Annotated in this window: 20 protein-coding genes; 3 read left to right on the plus strand and 17 right to left on the minus strand. The window is 46.3% G+C overall.

Features of this window, described 5'->3' with window-relative positions; translation table 11 throughout:
- Both BDD30_RS09295 and BDD30_RS24655 read right to left on the minus strand, forming a co-directional pair.
- The gene (locus BDD30_RS09295; RefSeq protein WP_015835892.1) at positions 1–1,131 is read right to left on the minus strand and encodes a LuxE/PaaK family acyltransferase; all 1,131 of its coding nucleotides are present in this window, start codon (positions 1,129–1,131) and stop codon (positions 1–3) included.
- 77 nt (positions 1,132–1,208) lie between these two features.
- Entirely contained in the window at positions 1,209–1,337 is a 129-nt protein-coding gene (locus BDD30_RS24655) for a hypothetical protein (protein ID WP_282958027.1), read from the minus strand.
- A 1,379-nt stretch (positions 1,338–2,716) separates the two neighbouring features.
- Between BDD30_RS24655 and BDD30_RS24660 the strand changes: the two genes are divergently transcribed.
- Both BDD30_RS24660 and BDD30_RS09300 read left to right on the plus strand, forming a co-directional pair.
- Positions 2,717–2,851 (plus strand): hypothetical protein, encoded by a 135-nt coding sequence (locus tag BDD30_RS24660; RefSeq protein WP_282958028.1) that lies wholly within the window; start codon positions 2,717–2,719, stop codon positions 2,849–2,851.
- A gap of 37 nt (positions 2,852–2,888) precedes the next feature.
- Positions 2,889–3,233: a hypothetical protein gene (locus tag BDD30_RS09300; RefSeq protein WP_015835893.1), complete on the plus strand. Its 345-nt coding sequence runs from the start codon at positions 2,889–2,891 to the stop codon at positions 3,231–3,233.
- 161 nt (positions 3,234–3,394) lie between these two features.
- On the opposite strand, the gene BDD30_RS09305 is transcribed toward BDD30_RS09300, so the two are convergent.
- Positions 3,395–3,682, minus strand: a complete 288-nt coding sequence (locus tag BDD30_RS09305) for a hypothetical protein (RefSeq protein ID WP_015835894.1) — start codon at positions 3,680–3,682, stop codon at positions 3,395–3,397.
- Positions 3,683–4,136: 454 nt separating this feature from the next.
- The gene (locus tag BDD30_RS09310; RefSeq protein WP_015835895.1) at positions 4,137–5,507 is read right to left on the minus strand and encodes a VasL domain-containing protein; all 1,371 of its coding nucleotides are present in this window, start codon (positions 5,505–5,507) and stop codon (positions 4,137–4,139) included.
- A 137-nt stretch (positions 5,508–5,644) separates the two neighbouring features.
- On the opposite strand from BDD30_RS09310, the gene BDD30_RS23545 reads away from it, so the two are divergent.
- Positions 5,645–5,788, plus strand: a complete 144-nt coding sequence (locus BDD30_RS23545; RefSeq protein WP_170152956.1) for a hypothetical protein — start codon at positions 5,645–5,647, stop codon at positions 5,786–5,788.
- On the opposite strand, the gene tssE is transcribed toward BDD30_RS23545, so the two are convergent.
- The 13 genes from tssE to BDD30_RS09375 all read right to left on the minus strand — a co-directional run bounded on the left by tssE (position 5,762) and on the right by BDD30_RS09375 (position 21,150).
- Positions 5,762–6,196, minus strand: a complete 435-nt coding sequence (gene tssE / locus BDD30_RS09315) for a type VI secretion system baseplate subunit TssE (RefSeq protein ID WP_015835896.1) — start codon at positions 6,194–6,196, stop codon at positions 5,762–5,764. The genes BDD30_RS23545 and tssE overlap by 27 nt on opposite strands.
- 3 nt (positions 6,197–6,199) lie before the next feature.
- Entirely contained in the window at positions 6,200–6,736 is a 537-nt protein-coding gene (gene tssJ, locus BDD30_RS09320; RefSeq protein ID WP_041382457.1) for a type VI secretion system lipoprotein TssJ, read from the minus strand.
- A complete protein-coding gene (gene tssG / locus BDD30_RS09325) occupies positions 6,717–7,784 on the minus strand; it encodes a type VI secretion system baseplate subunit TssG (protein WP_041382459.1) in 1,068 nt (355 codons plus the stop codon). Before tssG ends, tssJ begins: the two co-directional genes overlap by 20 nt.
- On the minus strand, positions 7,748–9,508 hold the full coding sequence (gene tssF, locus BDD30_RS09330) for a type VI secretion system baseplate subunit TssF (protein WP_015835899.1): 1,761 nt from the start codon (positions 9,506–9,508) through the stop codon (positions 7,748–7,750). Before tssF ends, tssG begins: the two co-directional genes overlap by 37 nt.
- Positions 9,509–9,592: 84 nt before the next feature.
- Positions 9,593–11,194, minus strand: a complete 1,602-nt coding sequence (gene tssA, locus BDD30_RS09335) for a type VI secretion system protein TssA (RefSeq protein WP_015835900.1) — start codon at positions 11,192–11,194, stop codon at positions 9,593–9,595.
- Between the two features lie 3 nt (positions 11,195–11,197).
- Positions 11,198–14,494, minus strand: a complete 3,297-nt coding sequence (locus BDD30_RS09340; RefSeq protein ID WP_015835901.1) for an ImcF-related family protein — start codon at positions 14,492–14,494, stop codon at positions 11,198–11,200.
- Positions 14,487–15,662, minus strand: a complete 1,176-nt coding sequence (locus BDD30_RS09345) for a hypothetical protein (RefSeq protein ID WP_015835902.1) — start codon at positions 15,660–15,662, stop codon at positions 14,487–14,489. The genes BDD30_RS09340 and BDD30_RS09345 overlap by 8 nt, the downstream gene beginning before the upstream one ends.
- Positions 15,663–15,667: 5 nt before the next feature.
- A complete protein-coding gene (locus BDD30_RS09350) occupies positions 15,668–15,940 on the minus strand; it encodes a PAAR domain-containing protein (protein ID WP_015835903.1) in 273 nt (90 codons plus the stop codon).
- Positions 15,941–15,974: 34 nt separating this feature from the next.
- The gene (locus BDD30_RS09355; RefSeq protein ID WP_015835904.1) at positions 15,975–16,736 is read right to left on the minus strand and encodes a hypothetical protein; all 762 of its coding nucleotides are present in this window, start codon (positions 16,734–16,736) and stop codon (positions 15,975–15,977) included.
- A 195-nt stretch (positions 16,737–16,931) separates the two neighbouring features.
- On the minus strand, positions 16,932–17,921 hold the full coding sequence (locus tag BDD30_RS09360) for a putative type VI secretion system effector (RefSeq protein WP_015835905.1): 990 nt from the start codon (positions 17,919–17,921) through the stop codon (positions 16,932–16,934).
- 197 nt (positions 17,922–18,118) lie between these two features.
- Positions 18,119–18,877 carry a hypothetical protein gene (locus BDD30_RS09365; RefSeq protein WP_015835906.1) on the minus strand — a complete coding sequence of 253 codons (759 nt, stop codon included), beginning with the start codon at positions 18,875–18,877 and terminating at the stop codon, positions 18,119–18,121.
- A 197-nt stretch (positions 18,878–19,074) separates the two neighbouring features.
- Positions 19,075–20,070: a putative type VI secretion system effector gene (locus BDD30_RS09370; RefSeq protein WP_015835907.1), complete on the minus strand. Its 996-nt coding sequence runs from the start codon at positions 20,068–20,070 to the stop codon at positions 19,075–19,077.
- A 78-nt stretch (positions 20,071–20,148) separates the two neighbouring features.
- Complete coding sequence (locus BDD30_RS09375; RefSeq protein ID WP_015835908.1) at positions 20,149–21,150, minus strand: putative type VI secretion system effector; 1,002 nt, start codon at positions 21,148–21,150, stop codon at positions 20,149–20,151.
- Positions 21,151–21,169 lie beyond the last annotated feature (19 nt).

The raw sequence follows: 21,169 nt of genomic DNA on the forward strand, positions 1-21,169 counted from the left end.
TCAGGACTCCTTTATCAACTCAGAAGCTGCAATCGCACAACTGCGGCTTTTACTCGTACCAGCGCGACCCAGTAACTCAAACCAATCGGTAGCCAATCCACAACCACATTCAGCAGCTGGATGTAACACAGCCAAATCGTTCACCACGATACTGTGGGCCGGGCTGGAAGTGATATAAGGTGATATCAGATGCAGAAAACCGGGTTTGCCATAGGATTGGACAGCCATATTGGCCGTATCACGAATATAGGCACGAGCATAAACCGGCACATGAAAATGATGATTTTGGCACTCAACATAAGGCACCGGATGTTCAACCGAGCCGTAACCATCCCGGCAACGCTCATCAGGAATACCCAGTTGTTCCCCCAAACGCTGGTACAGCAAAGATCTTGGAATCTCTTTATCAACGTGTGTTTTCCAGCCGCCACCTAAAAATACTAATGATTCAGGATGTAGCTGTATCGGGGGTAAACCCATTTCTCGCATCCGCTCCAGCGCAAACCAAAGGAATGCCGGAAAACCTAGCATACGTACCGGCAGCCCTTGCTCAGCAAACTCCTGCAAGGCTCGAATCACGCCAAATGGATCAAATTCATTACCTCTTCCGTTATGACGCAGTGCATAACAGACTTGCGCCACTGGCGCATATTTACACAGATACTGATCGGTATAAGCCGTTCCCAGCGTAATCGCTCCGGCAGGTTCATAACTCAGCAACAAATAATTACAGGGTTGTTGTGGCGTATTCCAACCGTAATACTCGAAAATGCGCTCAACCATATTCTGAGCAGCACTGATACTACGTGCATCGTAACGCATACGGCTTTTTTGACCCGTTGTCCCGGATGAGGTTAATTCCAGCGCATCTCTGCCGGAAGTACTGAGCAACAATTGATGTTTGAAATAATTAGCGAAAATGGGCGGCAAATGCGACCAATCATTCAATTTCTCTAGTTTTTGAACGTCAAAGCCGCCTGCTTTCAACCATGGGTAGTAACCGGGCGTATTTTCACAATGGTACAACGTCAGCTCAAGCATGGCCGCATCAAACAGCCGATCGCAAGCATCATCAGCACGATAAGGATGCTCAAGTGCGCAAAGGGCATCAACATAAGCAAGAGAGGTCAAAAGTCATCTCCAGAAAAAAAGAAAAAAGGGGGTTTACTCCCTTAAAATAATAAGTAGGCTGCTTTCACACACTCCAGTCACATAGTTATCCATGTTCTTGGGGATGCGTTCACTTGCCGCCGCGCTGCAACTCGAAATCTATTAGGTATATACCCTTCATCCTTCAAGTTGCTGCTTTGTTGGCTGCTTTCTCTCACCCCAGTCACATAGTTATCTATGCTCCTGGGGATTCGTTCACTTGCCGCCGCGCTGCAACTCGAAATTTATTGGGTATATATTGGGAAAATTAATACTTAATCTTGTTAATTCCTTGTAAACAAAATAATAAAAAAATAACAATTATGATTTAATAAAGGTCAATGTAATAACAAATCTCGCTTTAATAGCCTTATCATTGAATCTAATCATAATTATTTATACGCTAATAACTTGAAGAGTCGTTCACAATTATTCAATCGAGTAGGATTTTACGATCAATAATTAACATTTAAGAAACAAATAGGATTCTAAAATCTCTACTATATTCATACATAATTAATATCTGGCATAATAGTTAATAACGTTACTTTTCTATTGCAGCAATTTTTTCAATACAAAATCCCCCGACCAGAAATATAACCATTAAATTCAGGGGAATAAGAATTTTATATTTTAAAATCACATCACTTCAATAACATTATATATATCTATTCCTACTTCAGTGATGAAGAATATCCAGAATTACTTACAGCATTATAAGAAACACAGATCTATACCCGTCATCTTTCAAGTTGCCTCTTTGTTGGCTGCACTCACTCACCCCGGTCACATAGTTATCTATGCTCCCGGGGATTCGCTCCCTTGCCGTCGCGATGCATCTTGAAATCCATTGGGTATAAAACCTGTATTTTCATTAACATCATTGACAACGCCTAAAAAGCAAGCAACTCCATGATATTATCGATTCAAATAAAATCCATCTTTAAAAACAGATAAAAAACAAAAAAACATTTCTATACATATGATAGAAATCTTTTTTATATAATTACTTCCCTTACTTTATTACTTATTCACGTTAATATTCACTTATTCATTATGATTCCTGAAAACAAATAAAACTCTCTAATAACAACCAGATAAGAATCATTATAAGTTATACCATATATAATTATATTTCAATAAAAAAACATAAGTTTTTATTGTGGTAAAATTACCATAACACACAATATACAACTAAAATCTTAAACAATGTTACTATTTACAACTTAATTCCCACAATTTAATCCATGATTACAATAATAAATCATTTAAATACAAACAAATAACAAATTGAAATTAATTACTATTTTAGTACACATTATAATACCTCAACTTTAATATCACCATTGTAATAGTTTATTTTTTATTAATTTCATTATCACGGGGAAAAAACAATACATTTTCAAAGGAAAAATATATATTATCCTCATCCTCAGCAAAGATATATCTTGACCTACCATAAAAATATCTCAGTATATAAATCCACTTCTTATGTATTTTTACCTAATAGATTTCGAGTTGCAGCGCGGCGGCAAGTGAACGAATCCCCGGGAGCATAGATAACTATGTGACTGGAATGAGTGAAAGCAGCCAACAAAGCAGCAACTTGAAAGATGAAGGGTATATTTCGACTATAATTAGTAATGTAGTTATTACATCAACCTCAGTAAAAGTAGGAAGCTCATGGCGATTTCTATCATAATCACCAATTTTATCCATTTATTTATCAGGAGTATGAAATGAAAGAAACTGAAAAAAAAGAAAAAGGTGAAATGCTTGATAGTAACGATCATTTCTTTTTTGTCGTTAACCTGACAAATGAAAATTTAAGAGGCCAAGTGATTTGGAGTAACTCTGAAAATACCAGTGCTCTTGATGTCAACGGGTTAAGGCCGGGGGCAGCTTCGTTGCTTCAAGGATTCTACCCAGCCAGTTGGAAAACTGATTATTGGCAATGGACTGAAAGAGGAAGAAAATATCAATTAGATTGCTATGGTGGCGATATATATGTCGTCGTGGTTATTAGCTACTATGGCATTAATGTATTACCAAGTGCAACCAGCCCTGATACATGGAGGTGGTAATTTATCTTCCACATGATTATTTACTCAAGTAGTATTAATCATGTGGAAAATATAAATCGCATGGGAGAGATAGCATATTGTAATAAAATCACAATGTTTGTCTAACCGGCTTAAAATTTCACATAACACATTAAGGAAGATGAAAACCACTCCGCACTAAATTAACTTTTGGTAATCAAAATAACGGTATTTAAAAAATGCTGGAAACCTGGATGTTGTAAATTAACCAATAGGTTATTTTCTTGTGGGACAATAACAGAAGGTACAATATATTTCTTCTTAATAATCCGATATGCAATCATGAGAAAATGCCGTGCTTCATTATCAAAAGAATGAGGATAACCATTCTGTAAAGCTACAAGTTCAAAGTTAATTCGAACATGTACAGCATCAGGGTAACTATCTATTTTTTTCTGAACCTTAACATTCCAATAGATTATATCTTTCATAACAACTACTCATTTAAAAAAACCGGAATAGTCTCTAATATTTAATATCGATTTAATTAACAAAAAAAATAGCTCTATTGAGACGGGTAGTAAAATGAATCAATACATTATTAATAACTCCCAACAATATATTATGCAATAACATTCGCCCCCATCTATAAATAATAATTAATACAAGCTTCCATTCACAACACCTTATATATACCCGTCATCTTTCAAGTTGCCTCTTTGTTGGCTGCACTCACTCACCCCAGTCACATAGTTATCTATGCTCCTGGGGATTCGCTCCCTTGCCGCCGCGATGAATCTTGAAATCCATAGGGTATAAAAATCATGAAAAATACTTTATGGTTATATTTCATCAAAGGGATTTATGAGAAAATCCTTTCTCAAACAATATCTTCATTAATTAATAAATTCATACCGGATTTCATCATATAATTAAAACATTCTCCTACCTCTGCAATAAATAATAGCGATTAAGTAACTGACTAAAACGGGTATTAATTTGTTGGCGTAATGCTGGAGAAACGGCACCATTTTTTTGCTGCTCCGCCAGTTGGCGCAATAATTCTTCCAATGGCGGTGTGCTGGACAGCGGTTGCCTGATGCCAAATACCATCGATTTCAGTTCAGAGCCGGTGAGATATCGCCCGCGTTTTTCATCCAATGCGTCAAGCCGCGCAGTCAGTTGTTGCAGCCGTGATTGAGCCAGATGGTAATTTTCCAGTTCCGACATCGGCAGGGCAGTGGCTTCACGCTGTTGTAACCACTGTTTCTCCATATCCTGCACCGTTTGGCTGGCCGGCCACAATGTACGTAGCTGCTGTAATAACTGCGAACCATGGCTCAATCGCCACAATGGCGGCAATGCGTCTAAGTTTGTCAGTTGCTTACGACTGACATCCATGATTTTATCCTGCAACCGGCTCATTAGCACCGCATTATCAGGGTGATGTAACTCAGCCAGTTGTGTTGGGAGCAATACTTGCGGTAACGGATGCACCGTTTCTAACAAAGCCTGTGCCAGCAGAGGTGACTGCTGCATCCTGTCCACCAGCCAGCCCCCCGTGACAATCAGCGTACATAATGCGACACCCGCCACAAAGCCGTGCCAGGCTTTCCAACGAGGTGCAGGTCCCCCACGAATCACTTTAACCTGAGGTTGTTCAGAGGAGATAGTTTCGTGTACCACATACATCAGTTGTGGCTGAGCATGTTTCTCCGGCATCAACCTAGCGTTGTTCTCCAGAACATGAGCTGAAGAGCAAGAGACGGATACCGCACCCTTTTCCTGCTCCAAACTCTCCAGTCGCCGGGCGCTGTTGTGAAGCTGTACACGGAGGCTGTCGAGTTTGCTTACATGTTTCAGTTCTAAACGTTGAAGCACTTCACACAGATGTTCAAGTACCTTCTCTGTGCGATAAATCAGCGGCAGATCAATATAAGCGAAAACGCAGGTCCGTAACACTTGCTGTAGACGTACAACCAGCCAGGCAAAAATTTCAACCCGCACATGAACGGGTTGAGGCCAGAATTGCGGCCATTGATAGCTCACTAACCCATCAATCAGTGCCAGCCCTTCATCAATGCCCGCTAATCCAGCGCGCTGGGCACGGGCCAGTGTGTACCAGGCAGCACTTTGCAGTTCTACGCCATTTAAGCGAAATAACGTTAAACAAAGCTGTTCAACTTTGGCCCAGTCAACATCTGGCCGGGCTGGATGACTCAGTTTGCTTATTTCTTCTTTCAGTGCCCTAAATTCAGGCAGTGCACGCGGGTCATCCCCAGTATGTACGGTGTGACCGGATGATATTGCGGCCATAATATTTATCCTTAATTAGAATCTGCTTTTTTAATAGGCATCATTGATGTAAGCCATGCTTGTCAATATATACCCTATGGATTTCAAGATGCATCGCGACGGCAAGGGAGCGAATCCCCAGGAGCATAGATAACTATGTGACTGGGGTGAGTGAGTGCAGCCAACAAAGAGGCAACTTGAAAGATAACGGGTATATCCCGGACACAGCTCAAGCCTCCTGTCCGATAGCAAATGGCAAATCAAAATACAGCGGATTAATCTATGCGCCCTTGCTGGCGTAAATGGCGGATCAATACCTTCCCTTCCGGCACAAATTCGGTGCTGAAACGCACCAATCCCACACCTTTTAATTCAGCATTGATGTCATAACGCAGATGTGCCGGCTCAAGTTGTGGCAATAATGTCACATTGACCTGTTGCAAACGTGGTTCATAAGTCAACAACGTATGTTCAATCGTCGCAATCAAACGCTGTGATGATGCAGGCAAATCTTGCAAGATCGTGTTGAGATCAGGCAAACCATAATCCGGCAAATGGGTGAGCGAACCTGCACGACAGTTAAGGATACGTTGCATATTGTTCAGTACGGATAAAATCACCTGTTCCCGCTTACCGATCTGATCGACATCCAGATCTCCATTAAAGTTAAGCGTCAACATTTCGTAAAGTGAGGGCCTCAGCTGTTTCATTGGTTATTCCTTCATGGGATTTAATGTTAATTTGCCGTTACCTAATTCGATAGTACGCGGTTTATCTGCATCCAACTCATCACGCCTGATCACCAACCGCCAGTCATTATTGGTGGCATCGGGTGTATGAAACAGCCCCACCACCGCCACAAACTTCGCGGCCTTTTCCATCGGCATATCCAACATGACACTCCCCTTCGGAGCCACCCTAATATCCCGTTGTGCCAGCCGATCCGCCTTAAGCGCCTCGCTGTCACCTTTCAACAGTTCCGCATAACTGGCACGCTCAAAGGCTTTGTTGTCTTTGAGTTGATAAACACGTATCACCGTACTCAGCGGTGTTTGCGCGTCATTGGTGTTAAGCGCACTACGGGCACTGAAATCCAGATGCAGTGTCTTCACCTGCTTATGAAAAATGGATTGAGTAACGGCTACTGTGCCGTCGCTTATAGTCTGCGTCAGACCGCATCCGACTAACCCAGCCGTTGCCAGCCACACCATACTGCCCATCATGATTGATTTAAAATTGATAGCTGCCATTTTCGGCCTCCCGATATTGATAACTTGGCAATAGCCCTTGATAAAGTCCCAGATTAATTGTCACCATGCCTGAAACAGCCGGCGCTCCCGGTTTTAATCCTAATACACCTGTACGACCTAGCCGGATACGCTGTTTTCCCAACTGAGCCGCTGGCAATATCCCTTTAGGTAAAGTGAGATGTAATCGCACACTGCAACGCCACCCCAGATAAACACGCAGCAGTACCAACAGATCGGCATGCAATTCCCGCTGCGGCAGCCAACCCTGAGCTTCATCGGTATCTTCGGTATAAAGATGAAGCCTCATCTGACTGTTAACATCCGTTCCCATCTTACCCAACACCAGACGCTGGGAGAGTTGAACGGGATGGCGGCAACTCAGACGAGCCGGCAGGGTCAGCCGCACCCGCCGGCGATCATGCGGAATCACTTTTGCCAGTGTCAGCGGTGCCAGCAGCTCGACCAGCTTAATAACCCCTTCAGCAGTTCGAGTGGGCAACCGCATAGTCCCAAGCAGTGCCAGAAAGCGGGAAACCGGCGTAGCAATCTGTTGCTGACTACCCGGTATGCCCAAACCAACCAACCCAAGCAAGCACTGTGATGTCTCATCTTTACCGCCCGGATGATAAGTGGCTGGATAGGAGTATTTACGCCAGATACGGTAATACTGGGTCATTATCCGGTGATTAAAAATATCCAGAAAATCGGTCACTCCTTCATAGCCTTCACGCCGCTGGGCAATATCGTCCAGATAAGCGGTAGGCAGCGGTGAATCCACGCCATACAGACCCAGAAACAAGGTACGTATTGCCGGAAGCTGTTCCTCATCACATTCCGCATTTCTCAGTTCACTGGCAGGAAAGCCCATACCAGGATGGGGACGAAAACGGATCGGATCATCACTGGGTGAAATCGTACTGCCCAAAGGCGGACGCTCGTCCTGTATACTTTCCAGCAACTGACAGAAACGAAAAAAGTTAAAACCGTAAATGTTTGGCGCCAGTCGCTGCACTAACCGGGAATACGCTGATTGTGATTTTCTTTCCATCGCAAACATTTCTCCGAAGGTTGAAGGACCAGTGTCAGCTGGTTAAACAGATGAATATCGGTATACAAAGAGAAGAAACGGTTCAGCATCTCACCGAATAGAAAAATATCACCCTCGCCGGAGAAACCGTTGCTGTTAAGCGTAATCTCAATATCAACCCCTCTCAGCAGATAGCCCTTTTCAAAGCGCTGGATCAAACTGTGCTTCACCCCAACAATGGCATCCAAACGACGACAATTCATTTCGTCATTAGTCCAGTTATAAAGCCCTAACGTACCGCGCAGCACCTCCGGGTTATCCATCATGCTGAGGAAGTTAGAGCCGAGATGGCTAAGGACTCGCCAATGGAAACGATCATTCGCCGGGGGATAGCAAGGCAACGTCGGTGAACAAAGATTTTTCACGCGCAGTTTGCCGCCGGTGGATTGTAATGTCTGTTCGAGTTGCGTATCGCGCAATGCCCTGCGGGGTAATTGACCGTTAGTACCAGTAATACGTAGCGACAACGTTTCATCATCAATTTCCGGGTCACTTTCAAACGATTCACCACCGAGGATCAGCCAGGTATCGTGCAAACCAGCAGGATTAGGACACACACGGGTATGATAATAGCGTTCTGGCGCAGCATTACGCATGATGCCTCCCCGATGGCGGAAGCTACTGAATGGTACAAAACGCTGTGTTTCACCTCGTCCAGAAGAGAGCACCTCATCCACCGAGTAAATTTCGGTATGACCATCCTGAATCCGCATCGGGCGCAACAAATACTCATTTTGCATCCGAGAAATGTGCATCGGATCGGCTTCAACATTAAACAGATTGATCACTGGTACACAATGCAACCGGATATTTTCGGCTGAAAATGGCAATTCATACGGCCACAGTTCACCCAGTACCATTTCCAATTCAAACCAAGGTGTACTGGCAGGAATATGTAATGTTTCCAGACCGTTAAGTGCCACAAACATAAATTTTTCGCGGAAAGTAAAATACTCCAGCAACAATTGATAGCCACTGAATGCACTTTCCCCTTTCGGCCACAGGACATCATCGCTGTCGAAACCCATGGGTGAAAAATGCCCCTCAAAACGGCGACGCTCCATCCCCGACACACGCACATAAATATCCTGAGTCTGTCGGGTCAGTGCCAGATGTAACGCAGAACTTAACGGACTGCCCGCTTTAAGGTACAAAGGCAACCGCGTCAAATCGACTTTATCCCACTCCGCCAGCTGGCCGCAGTCAAAACGCAGTCGGATCACCGAACGCCCATCTGTTTCATTTTGCAGCGTGGCAGAGGTGATATGCAGCGGCGTTATGCACATATCACGGGTAGTCCGGTAGTAGCAGCGAGTCTGACTCGGCCCCACAGGCTGGGATACCACTTCAAACCCCTTGGCTATGCTTTCACTTCTTTGCAAATCTTGATAATCAGGTGCCAATTCAACAATAGAGAGTGAGGGAATGGTACGCATATAATGCGGCCACAGCAGGCTAACCAACCCTTCTGTCAGCTCCGGCAAACTATCGTCAAGTTTTTGCCGCATCCGGCCCATCAGGAACGCAAAGCCTTCAAGTAACCGTTCCACATAGGGATCAAGATCATGTCCCTCGTCCAGATTAAGCATTGCCGCCCGATCTGGATGCGCCAACGCAAATTCTTTACCTGCCTCACGCAGATAGTGCATTTCCGCCTCGTAATAGCGGAGAATTAAATCATCCATAGGATTGTTCTCGTGATTGTCATAAAAATAGAGTTATTGGCTCAGTCTGAGCGAATCGAAGATAGGGAGCTCATACCGCTAAAATCAGCCACATAGCACAGCAGCTCTGACCGGATCAATCGCCACTAGTCCAGCTAACAAAGTCTCCATGCGCTGCGCCATCCGCGCTTTATCCTGTTCACTGCGCTGTGCTTTCATCCGCAGCAACTTCAACAGACATGCTTTCACCTCAAACATCAGTGCCGGCTCCCATTCACCAAGATTAAATTGTCCATCGGTGTTTAGCTCGGTCAGCAAATGCAAGGCCATTTCATTTTTGCCGTATTGCTCCGCCATCCGAGCCATCAGCAAGCGCTGTAACCAGCGCTGTCGCGCTCCGTTGATACTCGGCAGCTGCCCCAGCCAGCGTAATGCAGCATCTATGCCTTCGCTGTCCGCCAGTTGTTGCGCCTCTGGTTCCAGAGCTAAAACATCATCATCATGCTGGGGCTGCATCGGTGAATGTACAAATGACCAGTCTGCCTGAGAGTCATGAACCTGTTGGGCGATCCAACCGGCAGTGACTTCATCGGCAAAAGGCGTTCCGTCGTTATATGCCAGATTTTCCAGCCCCGGCAGCCGTTCAAGCAGCATCCTCAGATCATGTTTCACCATCTCTATCCAACTTTCATAGGAGCTACCCAATCGGTTTAATGCCTGACAGAGATACCACTGCAAATCCAGCCAAAAGTGGTTAACACTTTCCGAGAACATTCGGTCGGCTTGCTCCAATAAATCATGCCAGTTTTGTTGCCGATAGAGCCGTTTTAACAAGGCCCGATATTCTGTACGTGGCGGTACCAAACGGGTACGCCCGTCAGCATCCAGTGGTGGTAATTGATGCACAGTATCCCAGCGGACACTCCGCATCAGCCGTGCAGAAGAGAGCCAGCCTTGAGGCTGTTCACGCAGATAGCGCGCTAATTCACGTGCTCGTTCCAACAGATCACGCCCGGATTGCACCTGCCCCCATAATACCGATGACTCACCCTGAGCTGATGAATTGACCTGCCCCCCAGATAAAGGCATCGGAGCAGCCGTTTGGGGAACCACCGCATCCACTCCACCGGACTGAGCTAATCGGTTTTCCAGAGTGCCTGCCAGCCCAACAAGGGAGGGCCGGGCATTTTCGTCCCAAGTAGCAAACGTCTGTTCCAGTAACGCCAGAGCCGATACGATATGTTCAAAGTCGGTACGATTTACCTCTGGATAGAGTGACAAACTGTCCTGAATCTTGGTGCCTACCAACCACTCCAGCGCAGCTTTTCGACTGCTCGCCCGGCAAGGTAACAAGGTTTCACCAAAACGATCTACTAGTGCAGCCAGTAACCCCAGCCCATCGGCCAAGCCGCTTTCACCCTCTTGATGTAAACGCGCCCACACATAATAGGTCGCCACGCGAACATCTTTACATTCGGTAGTTAACAGTTTCTCCGCCAATTGACAGATAAGTGTGGTATCAATGCCACTGAGCTTGTTCAGCTCCTCCCGCATACGCTGAAAATCGTCGTTATAGACCGGATCATCGCCTGTGGGAGCATCAGCACTAATGGGTAACAGCCAGTTTTCCCACCGAACCGCCCTTTCCCGTGCTTCTGCCAGCGCATCACGCTCGGCAAAGCAGTTTGTGATCAATTGTTGCAACATGCTTTATTCCTCTTTCTCGCTGAATATCTGGGCCGGCAACCGGAACCCTTTCAGCCCCAGCAAGACCAGCGGCCCTTTCCCCTGCTCCGTGCGTAAATCCCAGCTCAGCGGTAATCCGTCCGGCGCATTAAACGTCAGCCGGTAACGGCCACCATCTAACGCCTTCACCTTCGCCTGCTCCAGCCAGCGCAGCAGCCCCCACTCCCCCGGGTAATCGCCAAACACCCTCGCCCCGGTGTCCACACTCGTCCACGTCAGCACCACGCCCGGATTATCGCTCTCCCCCGGCCAGCGCAGACGCTGCCAGCTCTCCATCTGGTTAAAGTAACGCAGCCTTTGCCCGTCTATCGTCAGGTCCGTTTCCGCCACATCCCGTACCGGCTTGGCCCGCAGTTCAAACCGCAGCCCCTGACGCCCGTTCATAAACAGCACATCCGCTATGGCACTCAGCTGGTTTATCGCCGTCAGGAACGCCGGGTTAATCAGCAGCCCCTGACTCCCCACTTTATCCGCCACCCAATAGTGGCCCTCTTTATGCAGCACGCCCCCTAACTCCCGCTGCAGAAACTGCTCAATCCGACCCGTATCCGCCGCAATAAACTGCCCCAGCACCGGCAGCGACGCCTCATTTTGCTCATCGACAAACGGATAACGCCCGTTAAATGCCGCCTGCCAGTCTGACACCACCGACGCCTGCCACTGCGCATTGATACTCGCCGCTGACGGTTGCAGCACCGTCTGCCACGCCTGTGTTAATGGCTGCACAAACACCGTCTGACCAAATCCGCTCCAGTCCGACCCCAGACTCGCCGCTATCAGGCTGCCATATGACTGCGTGTCCGTCAGGTCCACTCGCTTTCCCTGAAACACCGTCTGCGCCAGCGCCTGCATCCTCTCCTGCGGGTCATCCGTATTGGCGATTTGTTGCAGGGTCAGCCGCACCCGCGTCACCCGCGTCAGGAAGGTTTGCAGACTCAGGGTACTGTCTGCCGTCATCAGCGCTTGGCCGGGCGTTTTTCCCATCAGGCTCAGTAACGGACCAAACGTGTTCTCCATCGGACTTTGCGGACCGCGGTTCTGGTCAATCACCAACGGCGGCGTTTTCTGGAACAGCGTCCGGGCCGTGTTCACCAGCGAATCCGATAATCCCTCGTCCGGCTGGCCGGTTTCTCCCTGATACGCCAGCGTGTTCATCAGCGCTATCAACGGCGACTGACGCACATCCGCCATCAAAGTTAACTGGTCCAGGGTATCGGACAGGTTATGTACCCTATTCCAGCGCAGACTGTTAAGAAAATTCAGCCAGGCCCCCGCGAAATCCCTAAAGTAACGTGCCCTCAGCCGGGCTTGTAACACCCCCGGCGAAACCGCTTCCGCCATCGGCTGACCGCCATCGCTCAACACCCAGTCCATCGCTTCACGCCGGGAAGCCACCACCGCCGCTATCGCCTGCTGTACCTGACCTTCCCACGCCTGACGGGTAAACATGCCCGGCACCACTTTATTCGTGCTAAACAGCCGGCTGGCATCCGTGGCCCCGGTCATCTGTGCCAGACTTAAATCCCCGTAGCTGTGCGCCACCTGTTGCAACAGGTGCTGATACAGCGTCGCTTCCGCATTGCGCTGACCCTGCTGATTTAGCAATATCTGGCGCACTTCACTGACCAGCCCGGCATCGGCGATGATTTTCCAGACCGGATGCTGCGGCAGATGCTGCGCATAAAACCGCAGCAGGGACGCCCCGGTGTTCTGCCACAGCCCATCTCTGACCCCGGCCCGATGCGGCCAGCTCTCCATCAGTACCCGGCTCATAAAAGCCGCATCCGCTTTCTCCGGGCGGGCCATCATCAGATAGGCTTTCAGCTGCGCATAAGCCGCTTTCATCTGCTGACATCGCTGTGGACTCCCGGGGGGCAGATTGACCCAGTCGGCCAGCCGCTGATGCAACACCCGCGCCGCCGCATCACGTATCAGCGGCGCATTGTTGCGCTGGTAAACCGGCCACAGTGTCCGGAGCAGAACCCCATTCTGATTCAGCCCAAACCGGCTGTACCACGGTGCCCCGGCTTCCGCCCGGTGCTGCAACCGGTCAAGCTCTAGTTGCAGTGCATGCTGGCTGAGCAGACGGTCTGATAATGAATGCTGCCGGTGACTGACCTGACTGACCCGCTCACGGCTCAAGGTTATCTGGTGACGGTTCGCAAAAAATGACGTCACGCTGCCCATCCCCCACAGCGCCGCCAGCACAATTAATCCCCACTGGGCACTTTTCTCCCACGGGAAACCCACCGCGTTACCCCGGACATGGCGCACATCCTCCAGTACCCCGTTCCAGCTTGCGTCCACTAGCCAGCCATGTTCTGTCATCCCCGGCTGAGCGGCCAGCGGTAAACTGAACATCACCCCCGCCATCCATACCGATGGCCGGTTTAACAGCGGCGTCAGCTGACGAACCAGACGCGTGACTCCCCCCTCCCGCAGAGACTGCGCCAGCCGTAACAAAAAATCGTGGCGGATGTTCGCTAACGCCTGCGCCATCCCTCTGGCCGCCAGTTGCGACGGCAGGGTGTTCAGGCTTTCCGTCAGCAACGGCGGCGGGCTCTCCGATGGCAGGAAACAGCCAACCGTCTGAGTCGGGCGGTCACGCTGGTCCCAGAGGCTGCATTGCACATGCCACACATACACCGGCGCCTGCCAGCCAAGCTGCTGACCCTGTTTCTCCAGCATCCGTAATGCGGTATCTATCTCGGCCCGCTGGCTCAGTTGCTCTTCGGTCATCACCCACACCACGCCATCCAACGGGCAGCGACGACGCAGTTTACGTAATGCCTTTAACTGCGCCACATCGGGAGCCACCTGCAAGCTGCCGCCCCACAGCAACAGATTACTCTCGCCTTCCAGCCAGTGTTGCTTCGTCAGCCCCGGCGCAATCGCTTCCACTTGTTCCCGTTGCCCCATCACCATCAATATCCGTACTTTACGGCGCCAAAAGCGACCATAACGATGACGGACATGATCTTGCAGCCTGTGAAAATAAAATGGGCCTTCCGATGATTCAGCTGACGCTACCGACACTTTTGCTGCGATGTCCGGTACAGGCACACACTGTTTGTAATCACGAAAAAGGTTCAACAGCCAGACCACGCCGACCATACTGACAATCCAGACGATTATTTTGACCGCCGGCGTGTCCAACCCTAATCGCGCCCCCCAAAAATATAACAATCCCCCCAATACCAGTGCGATCAGGTTGGTGACCAACCCCACGCCCAGATTACGGGCAATAAAAGCTTTAAACATGGAAACTCCCTGATGAAGTGACATGATCTAACGGGGAAACCGTTCCCAGTTGTAGAGAAGTATTCTGCGAAAGCAGAAGGAGTTGTGGAGCATGCTGACACTCAGCCATCTGCATCGCGAGCGTCAGGGTGAACCAATCCATACAACATCCTGATTTCCCAAGCCAATGAGAGACAAACTGCTGGTCAAGCATTGCCGGTGTACTCTGCTGTGCCGGGGATGACAAGGCTTCCAACATCTGATTCAACCGGATTAACAACCGGTCTTTCTCTGGTGAATCAGCCTCGTTGTACCACAATGTCCCCGCCGTGATAGCGGGGCGCTGATAGTGCAGAAACTGGCCCATATCCCTTTCCGCTGCCGCAGAGACGGTTGTCATGGCCCGATGCAAACAGCATTTTGCCAGCAACTGAGACGAGGGTGGTGCCAATAGCCAAATCACTGCCCCCTCACTGACCGCGTTAGGCGTTTGCTCGCCCTGCCACCACCATGTGATGACCAGCATCAGCCCCTTAACCTCCGTGGTCAGCCAGTCATTTATCTGGTGGGTATAATCGGACTGGAGTCCTATTGGGCCCTGTAGCTGAGATAAAGGCAGCCCCAGTTCTGCCCAAACCTGACAGAATTGCTCCCATGCAGCAGTTTCGCACTGGTCTGAAGGAAAATAGACACTGACCTGATGGTCAGCCACATACGCCGTCAGGCTGATACGCACCAATCCCAATAAATCCTTAAACAAGTCGGGATACCCTGAGAAAGGGGGCAATAACAGTGCGCTGTCACCATTGACCCACGCCGTCGTCTCCGCCGGCGACGGCACTTCCGGCGGAAAAACCGCACCATAATCCACAACCCGCATCGCTTGTGAAGCCCACACTTGCCAATGCGCTTCCTGCCAGGCATTCTCCTGCGTCAGGATCTCAGCCTTTTCCAGTTCCACACCGTAACGAAACAACCGCCAACCAGCGATTAATCCGAACAAAACCGTTATACCGGTGACCGCAACCAGTGCGTACAGCAAACTGTGCGGATCTTTAAACAGAGACCAAAACCCCCCCGCTGCGACTGCGATAATGAAGCCAGCCAGACTAAACAGCCGCCACCACAGTGACCAGTCAAGTGGGGCTGGCCGGTGTATGGGGTAAGACTCCGGAATTTCCCAGGCCATCATCATCACTCCCCAATTCCGGCTTTAGGCGTACTGGAAATGACATAACAGCCACATTGACAACGCGCTTTATCAAACGCTATCGGTTTGCCATCGGAAATACAGTGAGCATTAGCCTCAACAATACGATTAATACCATGCCCTTTTAGCGGACAGCTGACTAAATCATTTAATAATGCGACGCGTTTACCTTCAATATCAATGGAGGAAGAAACGGAAATCACTTCCCCGCCGCTGCTGAGCTTATCGCCCAGGCGAATAACACCTGCAAACATCATGATGCCTATATTATTAAGGATAAATTTTTCACATTTAGAACGTGATAATATTATCGTTCGGATTATTCAATGCTGCCTGTGAAAACAGCGCGGTGACTTTTATAACATCTTCTCTGTCAATAAATTTCTTTGAGAATACGATGTTGATTTTCTTATTTAAATTAACAGAAACCCGTATATTACCTTCACGTTCCTCCACGCCTCTAATGCATCTATAAGGCAAAAAAATAGTTTTACTGAACGCGGTAGGTGTTAATAAAAATCCCCCTTCTGTCTCGGCAAAGAAATAACGATCTTTTTTTTTCCGATAGGAGACATAATGCATTGCCGTCATCATGATACCAATGCTAGCCACTCCCTTAATTAACATAACAAGCGTTATTCCTCCCAAAATATACGCCCTTTTCCGATACCTGTCCCGGACAAAATAAACCGCGGAATTTGGCACCGGATTATCATCCTGATATTCAGAGAAGGGGGATAATGCAACTCGTTGAATCGACAACAAACACCCGATGAAATAAACCGCGCCAAATGGAAAGAACATCGAGAGAATAAAAGAGCTGATCTTGGCATACCTTGGCATTTTGATAATCACCAACAGATTCACCACCTCCAGAAAAATAAAAATCAGTATCATGACATTGAATATGGATAACAGGTCAATAAACCGCTGTTCGCTATAAGAGAGATCAGAATAACTGGCAGCCAGTATCTTTGTGCCAACCAGTAAGACAAAATAGGTTAATAGATTAATAGCCAAACCTATCCAGGCTATTTTATAGATCTGCTGCATAAAAACTCCTCGATTTACACAAAATTACATATTAACGATATAAAATTTCACATGAGACAATTCGTCGCTGAGTTTTTCAAAGTGGATAACCTTTTTAATACCGTCACCAGCCGGCCATAATATGCCGCTGGGATATTCCCCAACATGCTGACTTTGTTTTTTATACCGTCGATTCTACTGGTTAAATGACTTGAATCAGTAATAGTAGTAATAACTGGAATAACAGTCCTTATCTGGCAAGACCCTCTTACTACTCTTATGCAGTTTCCCATCCGGGGAATTAACTTTGATTTTCTTCAGCCTCTTTCTTGTGAGTTTCTCAAGATTAATTTTTGTAGGATTAGGGAAACCCAATACAGTACAAATCTCTTCAGCCAGCCTGAGTGTTGGTTTAGGATTTCTCATGCAGGAAGAATAAACTAATGGTGACAAGACCATTGCCATCAAACCACAAAACGAAGCCATATTTTTTATATAATTCACAATATATTCCCTAATAAAAAAGACCCAAGCTATCATGAACATAGAAAAAATAACTAAAGAGCCACACCAGATGACACATATCTGATATTTAGCATCTGAATGAATACCCTGTTTACAACGCGGTGTCATAGAAACCACCCTTAATTCGGGATGGGCAATCGCATAAACCACATAATGTCCTTCCTGCTCTGTCACTGCCAATTCGACATAATCACCCTCTTTTACGGTGGTAAATCCCAGCCAGCCGTGGAAAGGAATACCATTGATTTTTCCCCGCACAAAATCACAGACATCACGCCCTGAAACTCTAATTTGCGAATTAGTCCTATTTCCTGCGATCACCCTCCTAATCCTCCTATACACTTCCCATTCATCCTGACGGGAAAAGGCGGCCAGATCATATTCACGATCGGTAAAATAACCCATCACACACAAGGCCTCGAATTCTTCCAATACACCGCTCACTTTGATTAAGGGTTTACCCGGCGGTAATTCTGGCGGCGGCGGCTCTTTTGCTAAGATCGCATCCAGTACGGGGATTTTAGCCTGAAGATTCATAATTTCCTGTTCCGCTTCTTTTTTGCTATCAGGAAAATTGATGGCATGTTCGCGGTTTACACTAATATCAATATCAATGCTTTTTCTCTGCCTTTTGATTTCATCAAAATCAATGGCCTCTTTATAAGGACGATAAGTACTCATATGCCCTCCTTTATTACTTTAACAAAACTATTACGTTGTTCTTCGCACAAATCATTTCACGGCGATTCAAGGTAAATAGATTACGTGAGCAGACTGTACGGATCTTTACACAGAACTCCCTGCCGTTGCTGAGCTTATCGCCCAGGCAAATAACACCTGCAAACATCACGATGCCTATATCATTCAGAATAAATTTTTCACATTTTCGGGGTAATAATATTATCATCCTGATTTTTCGATGCGGCCTGCAAAAGCGTTTGAATGACTTGATTAAAATCATCTCTGGCAATAAATTTCTTTGAGCATACGATGTCGATTTTATTATTTAAATTCACGCTAATCAGCAAACTGTTTTCACGTTCCTCAATCCTTCTAATGCATCCATAAGGCAAAAAAATGGTTTTACTGAACGCGGTGGGCGTTAATAAAAAGCCGCCCTCTGTCTCGGCAAAAAAATAACGATCTTTTGTTTTCCGATAGGAGACATAATGCATCGCCGTCATCATGATGCAAATACCACTCGCTCCATGAATAAGCAATAAAATTGCCCCCAAACTCCAAAGCCAAGCGCTGTCTCGATACCTCTCTCGGATAAAATAAACCGCGGAATTTGGCACCGTATTATCATCCTGATATTCAGCAAAAGGGGATAATGCGACTCGTTGAATCGACAACAAACACCCAATGAAATAAAACGCACCAAATGGAAAGAACATAGAGACAATAAAAGAACTGATCTTGGCATACCTTGGCGCGTTGATAATCACCAACAGATTCACCACCTCCAGAAAAATAAAAATCAGAATAAACATTAATATCTTATCAAGGAAGCTCCCCACTTGATAAGAGAGTCCAAGATAACTGACATCAAGCCATTTTACGACAGCGAATAAAAGCAAATATGTCGATAAATTAATAGCCAAACCTATCCAAGTTATTTTATAGATCTGCTTCACAAAAACTCCTCTATTTACACAAAATTACATATTAACGATATAAAATTTTACATGAGACAATTCGTCGCTGAGTTTTTCAAAGTCGATAACCTTTTTAATCTCTCTACGAATAGTCATGATATAACTCTGAGGTATTCTTCCATAAATTCTTACTTTATTTTCTGCGCAGTTTACTCCTGTTGTTTGAATGACTTGAATCAGTAATAGTAGTAATAGCTTAATAAACAATGCCTATCAGGCAAAACCCTTCCTTTACTAGAATTTCCATCCAATGAATTAGCCTTGATTTCTCTAAGCTTCTTCTTCGTGAATTGATAAAGATTAATTTCCGTAGGATTAGGAAAGCCTAATGCAGTGAAAATCTCTTCTGCCAGCCTGAATGTTGGTTTAGGATTTCTCATGCAGGAAAAATAGATTAACGGTGAAAAGACCATTGCCATCAGCCCCAAAAATGAAGAGATGTATTCTATATAATCAATAATATCTTCCCTGACTTGTTCATAAAAAATTCCCCCTATCATGAAAACAGAGAAAAGTACTAAAGAACCATACCAAGTGCCACATATCTGATATTTGGCATTTGAATGAATACCCTGCTTACAACGCGGCGTCATAGAAACAATCCTTAATCCGGGATGGGCAATGGCATAAACCACATAGTGTCCTTCTTTCTCTGTTACCGCTAATTCAACATAATCACCTGCTTTTGCTACAGTAAACCCTAACCAGCCGTGGAATGGGATACCATTAATTTTCCCCCGCACAAAATCACAGACATCACGCTCCCGAACTTTGGTTGGTGAATTAGACCCCGAGGTATTTCCTGCCATCGCCAGCAATAACCCGCCATACAGTTCTCTCTCTTCCTGACGGGCAAAGGCAACCGGATCATATTCACGATCAGTAAAATAACCAATTACACAGAGAGGTTCGAACTCCTCCAATACACCACTCACTTTAATTAAGGGCTTATGAGGCGGTAATTCCGGCGGTGGCGGCTCTTTTGCTAATATTGCATCCAGTGCGGGGATTTTAGCCTGAAATTCTGCTATTTCTTTTTCCACTTCTGGTCTATCTTCAGGACGACGCTGAATTCTTTCTCGCTTAACCGCTATCCATGTATCAAGATTACGTCTCTGACTTTTTATTTCTTCAAAATCAATGGCCTCTTTATAAGGACGAAAGGTACTCATAAACCCTCCTTTATTGCTTTAGCAAAACTATTACGTTGTTCTTCATATAATGGATTCCTGTTGTTTGAATGACTTGAATCAGTAATAGTAGTAATAGCTTAAAAAACAACCCTTATCGGGCAACACTCTTTCACCCTCTTTATCGGCTTTCCCATCCGGGTAATTAGCCTTGATTTCCTTCAGCCTCTTTTTTGTGAATTTCTCAAGATTAATTTCCGTAGGATCAGGAAAACCCAATACAGTAAAAATCTCCTCAGCCAGCCTGAATGTTGGTTTAGGATTTCTCATGCAGGAAAAATAGATTAACGGTGAAAAGACCATTGCCATCAGCCCCAAAAATGAAGAGATGTATTCTATATAATCAATAATATCTTCCCTGACTTGTTCATAAAAAATTCCCCCTATCATGAAAACAGAGAAAAGTACTAAAGAACCATACCAAGTGCCACATATCTGATATTTGGCATTTGAATGAATACCCTGCTTACAACGCGGCGTCATAGAAACAATCCTTAATCCGGGATGGGCAATGGCATAAACCACATAGTGTCCTTCTTTCTCTGTTACCGCTAATTCAACATAATCACCTGCTTTTGCTACAGTAAACCCTAACCAGCCGTGGAATGGGATACCATTAATTTTCCCCCGCACAAAATCACAGACATCACGCTCCCGAACTTTGGTTGGTGAATTAGACCCCGAGGTATTTCCTGCCATCGCCAGCAATAACCCGCCATACAGTTCTCTCTCTTCCTGACGGGCAAAGGCAACCGGATCATATTCACGATCAGTAAAATAACCAATTACACAGAGAGGTTCGAACTCCTCCAATACACCACTCACTTTAATTAAGGGCTTATGAGGCGGTAATTCCGGCGGTGGCGGCTCTTTTGCTAATATTGCATCCAGTGCGGGGATTTTAGCCTGAAATTCTGCTATTTCTTTTTCCACTTCTGGTCTATCTTCAGGACGACGCTGAATTCTTTCTCGCTTAACCGCTATCCATGTATCAAGATTACGTCTCTGACTTTTTATTTCTTCAAAATCAATGGCCTCTTTATAAGGACGAAAGGTACTCATAAACCCTCCTTTATTGCTT

It is taken from the genome of Photorhabdus asymbiotica, assembly GCF_003634575.1.
In the GTDB taxonomy this organism is placed as follows: Bacteria; Pseudomonadota; Gammaproteobacteria; order Enterobacterales; family Enterobacteriaceae; genus Photorhabdus; species Photorhabdus asymbiotica.

Bases quoted from the DNA above. Each gene is read 5' to 3' on its own strand.
- BDD30_RS09300 (WP_015835893.1), top strand. From the start codon at position 2,889: ATGAAAGAAACTGAAAAAAAAGAAAAAGGTGAAATGCTTGATAGTAAC.
- BDD30_RS09305 (WP_015835894.1), bottom strand. From the start codon at position 3,682: ATGAAAGATATAATCTATTGGAATGTTAAGGTTCAGAAAAAAATAGAT.
- BDD30_RS09310 (WP_015835895.1), bottom strand. From the start codon at position 5,507: ATGGCCGCAATATCATCCGGTCACACCGTACATACTGGGGATGACCCG.
- tssE (WP_015835896.1), bottom strand. From the start codon at position 6,196: ATGAAACAGCTGAGGCCCTCACTTTACGAAATGTTGACGCTTAACTTT.
- tssJ (WP_041382457.1), bottom strand. From the start codon at position 6,736: ATGGCAGCTATCAATTTTAAATCAATCATGATGGGCAGTATGGTGTGG.
- tssG (WP_041382459.1), bottom strand. From the start codon at position 7,784: ATGGAAAGAAAATCACAATCAGCGTATTCCCGGTTAGTGCAGCGACTG.
- tssF (WP_015835899.1), bottom strand. From the start codon at position 9,508: ATGGATGATTTAATTCTCCGCTATTACGAGGCGGAAATGCACTATCTG.
- tssA (WP_015835900.1), bottom strand. From the start codon at position 11,194: ATGTTGCAACAATTGATCACAAACTGCTTTGCCGAGCGTGATGCGCTG.
- BDD30_RS09340 (WP_015835901.1), bottom strand. From the start codon at position 14,494: ATGTTTAAAGCTTTTATTGCCCGTAATCTGGGCGTGGGGTTGGTCACC.
- BDD30_RS09345 (WP_015835902.1), bottom strand. From the start codon at position 15,662: ATGGCCTGGGAAATTCCGGAGTCTTACCCCATACACCGGCCAGCCCCA.
- BDD30_RS09350 (WP_015835903.1), bottom strand. From the start codon at position 15,940: ATGATGTTTGCAGGTGTTATTCGCCTGGGCGATAAGCTCAGCAGCGGC.
- BDD30_RS09355 (WP_015835904.1), bottom strand. From the start codon at position 16,736: ATGCAGCAGATCTATAAAATAGCCTGGATAGGTTTGGCTATTAATCTA.
- BDD30_RS09360 (WP_015835905.1), bottom strand. From the start codon at position 17,921: ATGAGTACTTATCGTCCTTATAAAGAGGCCATTGATTTTGATGAAATC.
- BDD30_RS09370 (WP_015835907.1), bottom strand. From the start codon at position 20,070: ATGAGTACCTTTCGTCCTTATAAAGAGGCCATTGATTTTGAAGAAATA.
- BDD30_RS09375 (WP_015835908.1), bottom strand. From the start codon at position 21,150: ATGAGTACCTTTCGTCCTTATAAAGAGGCCATTGATTTTGAAGAAATA.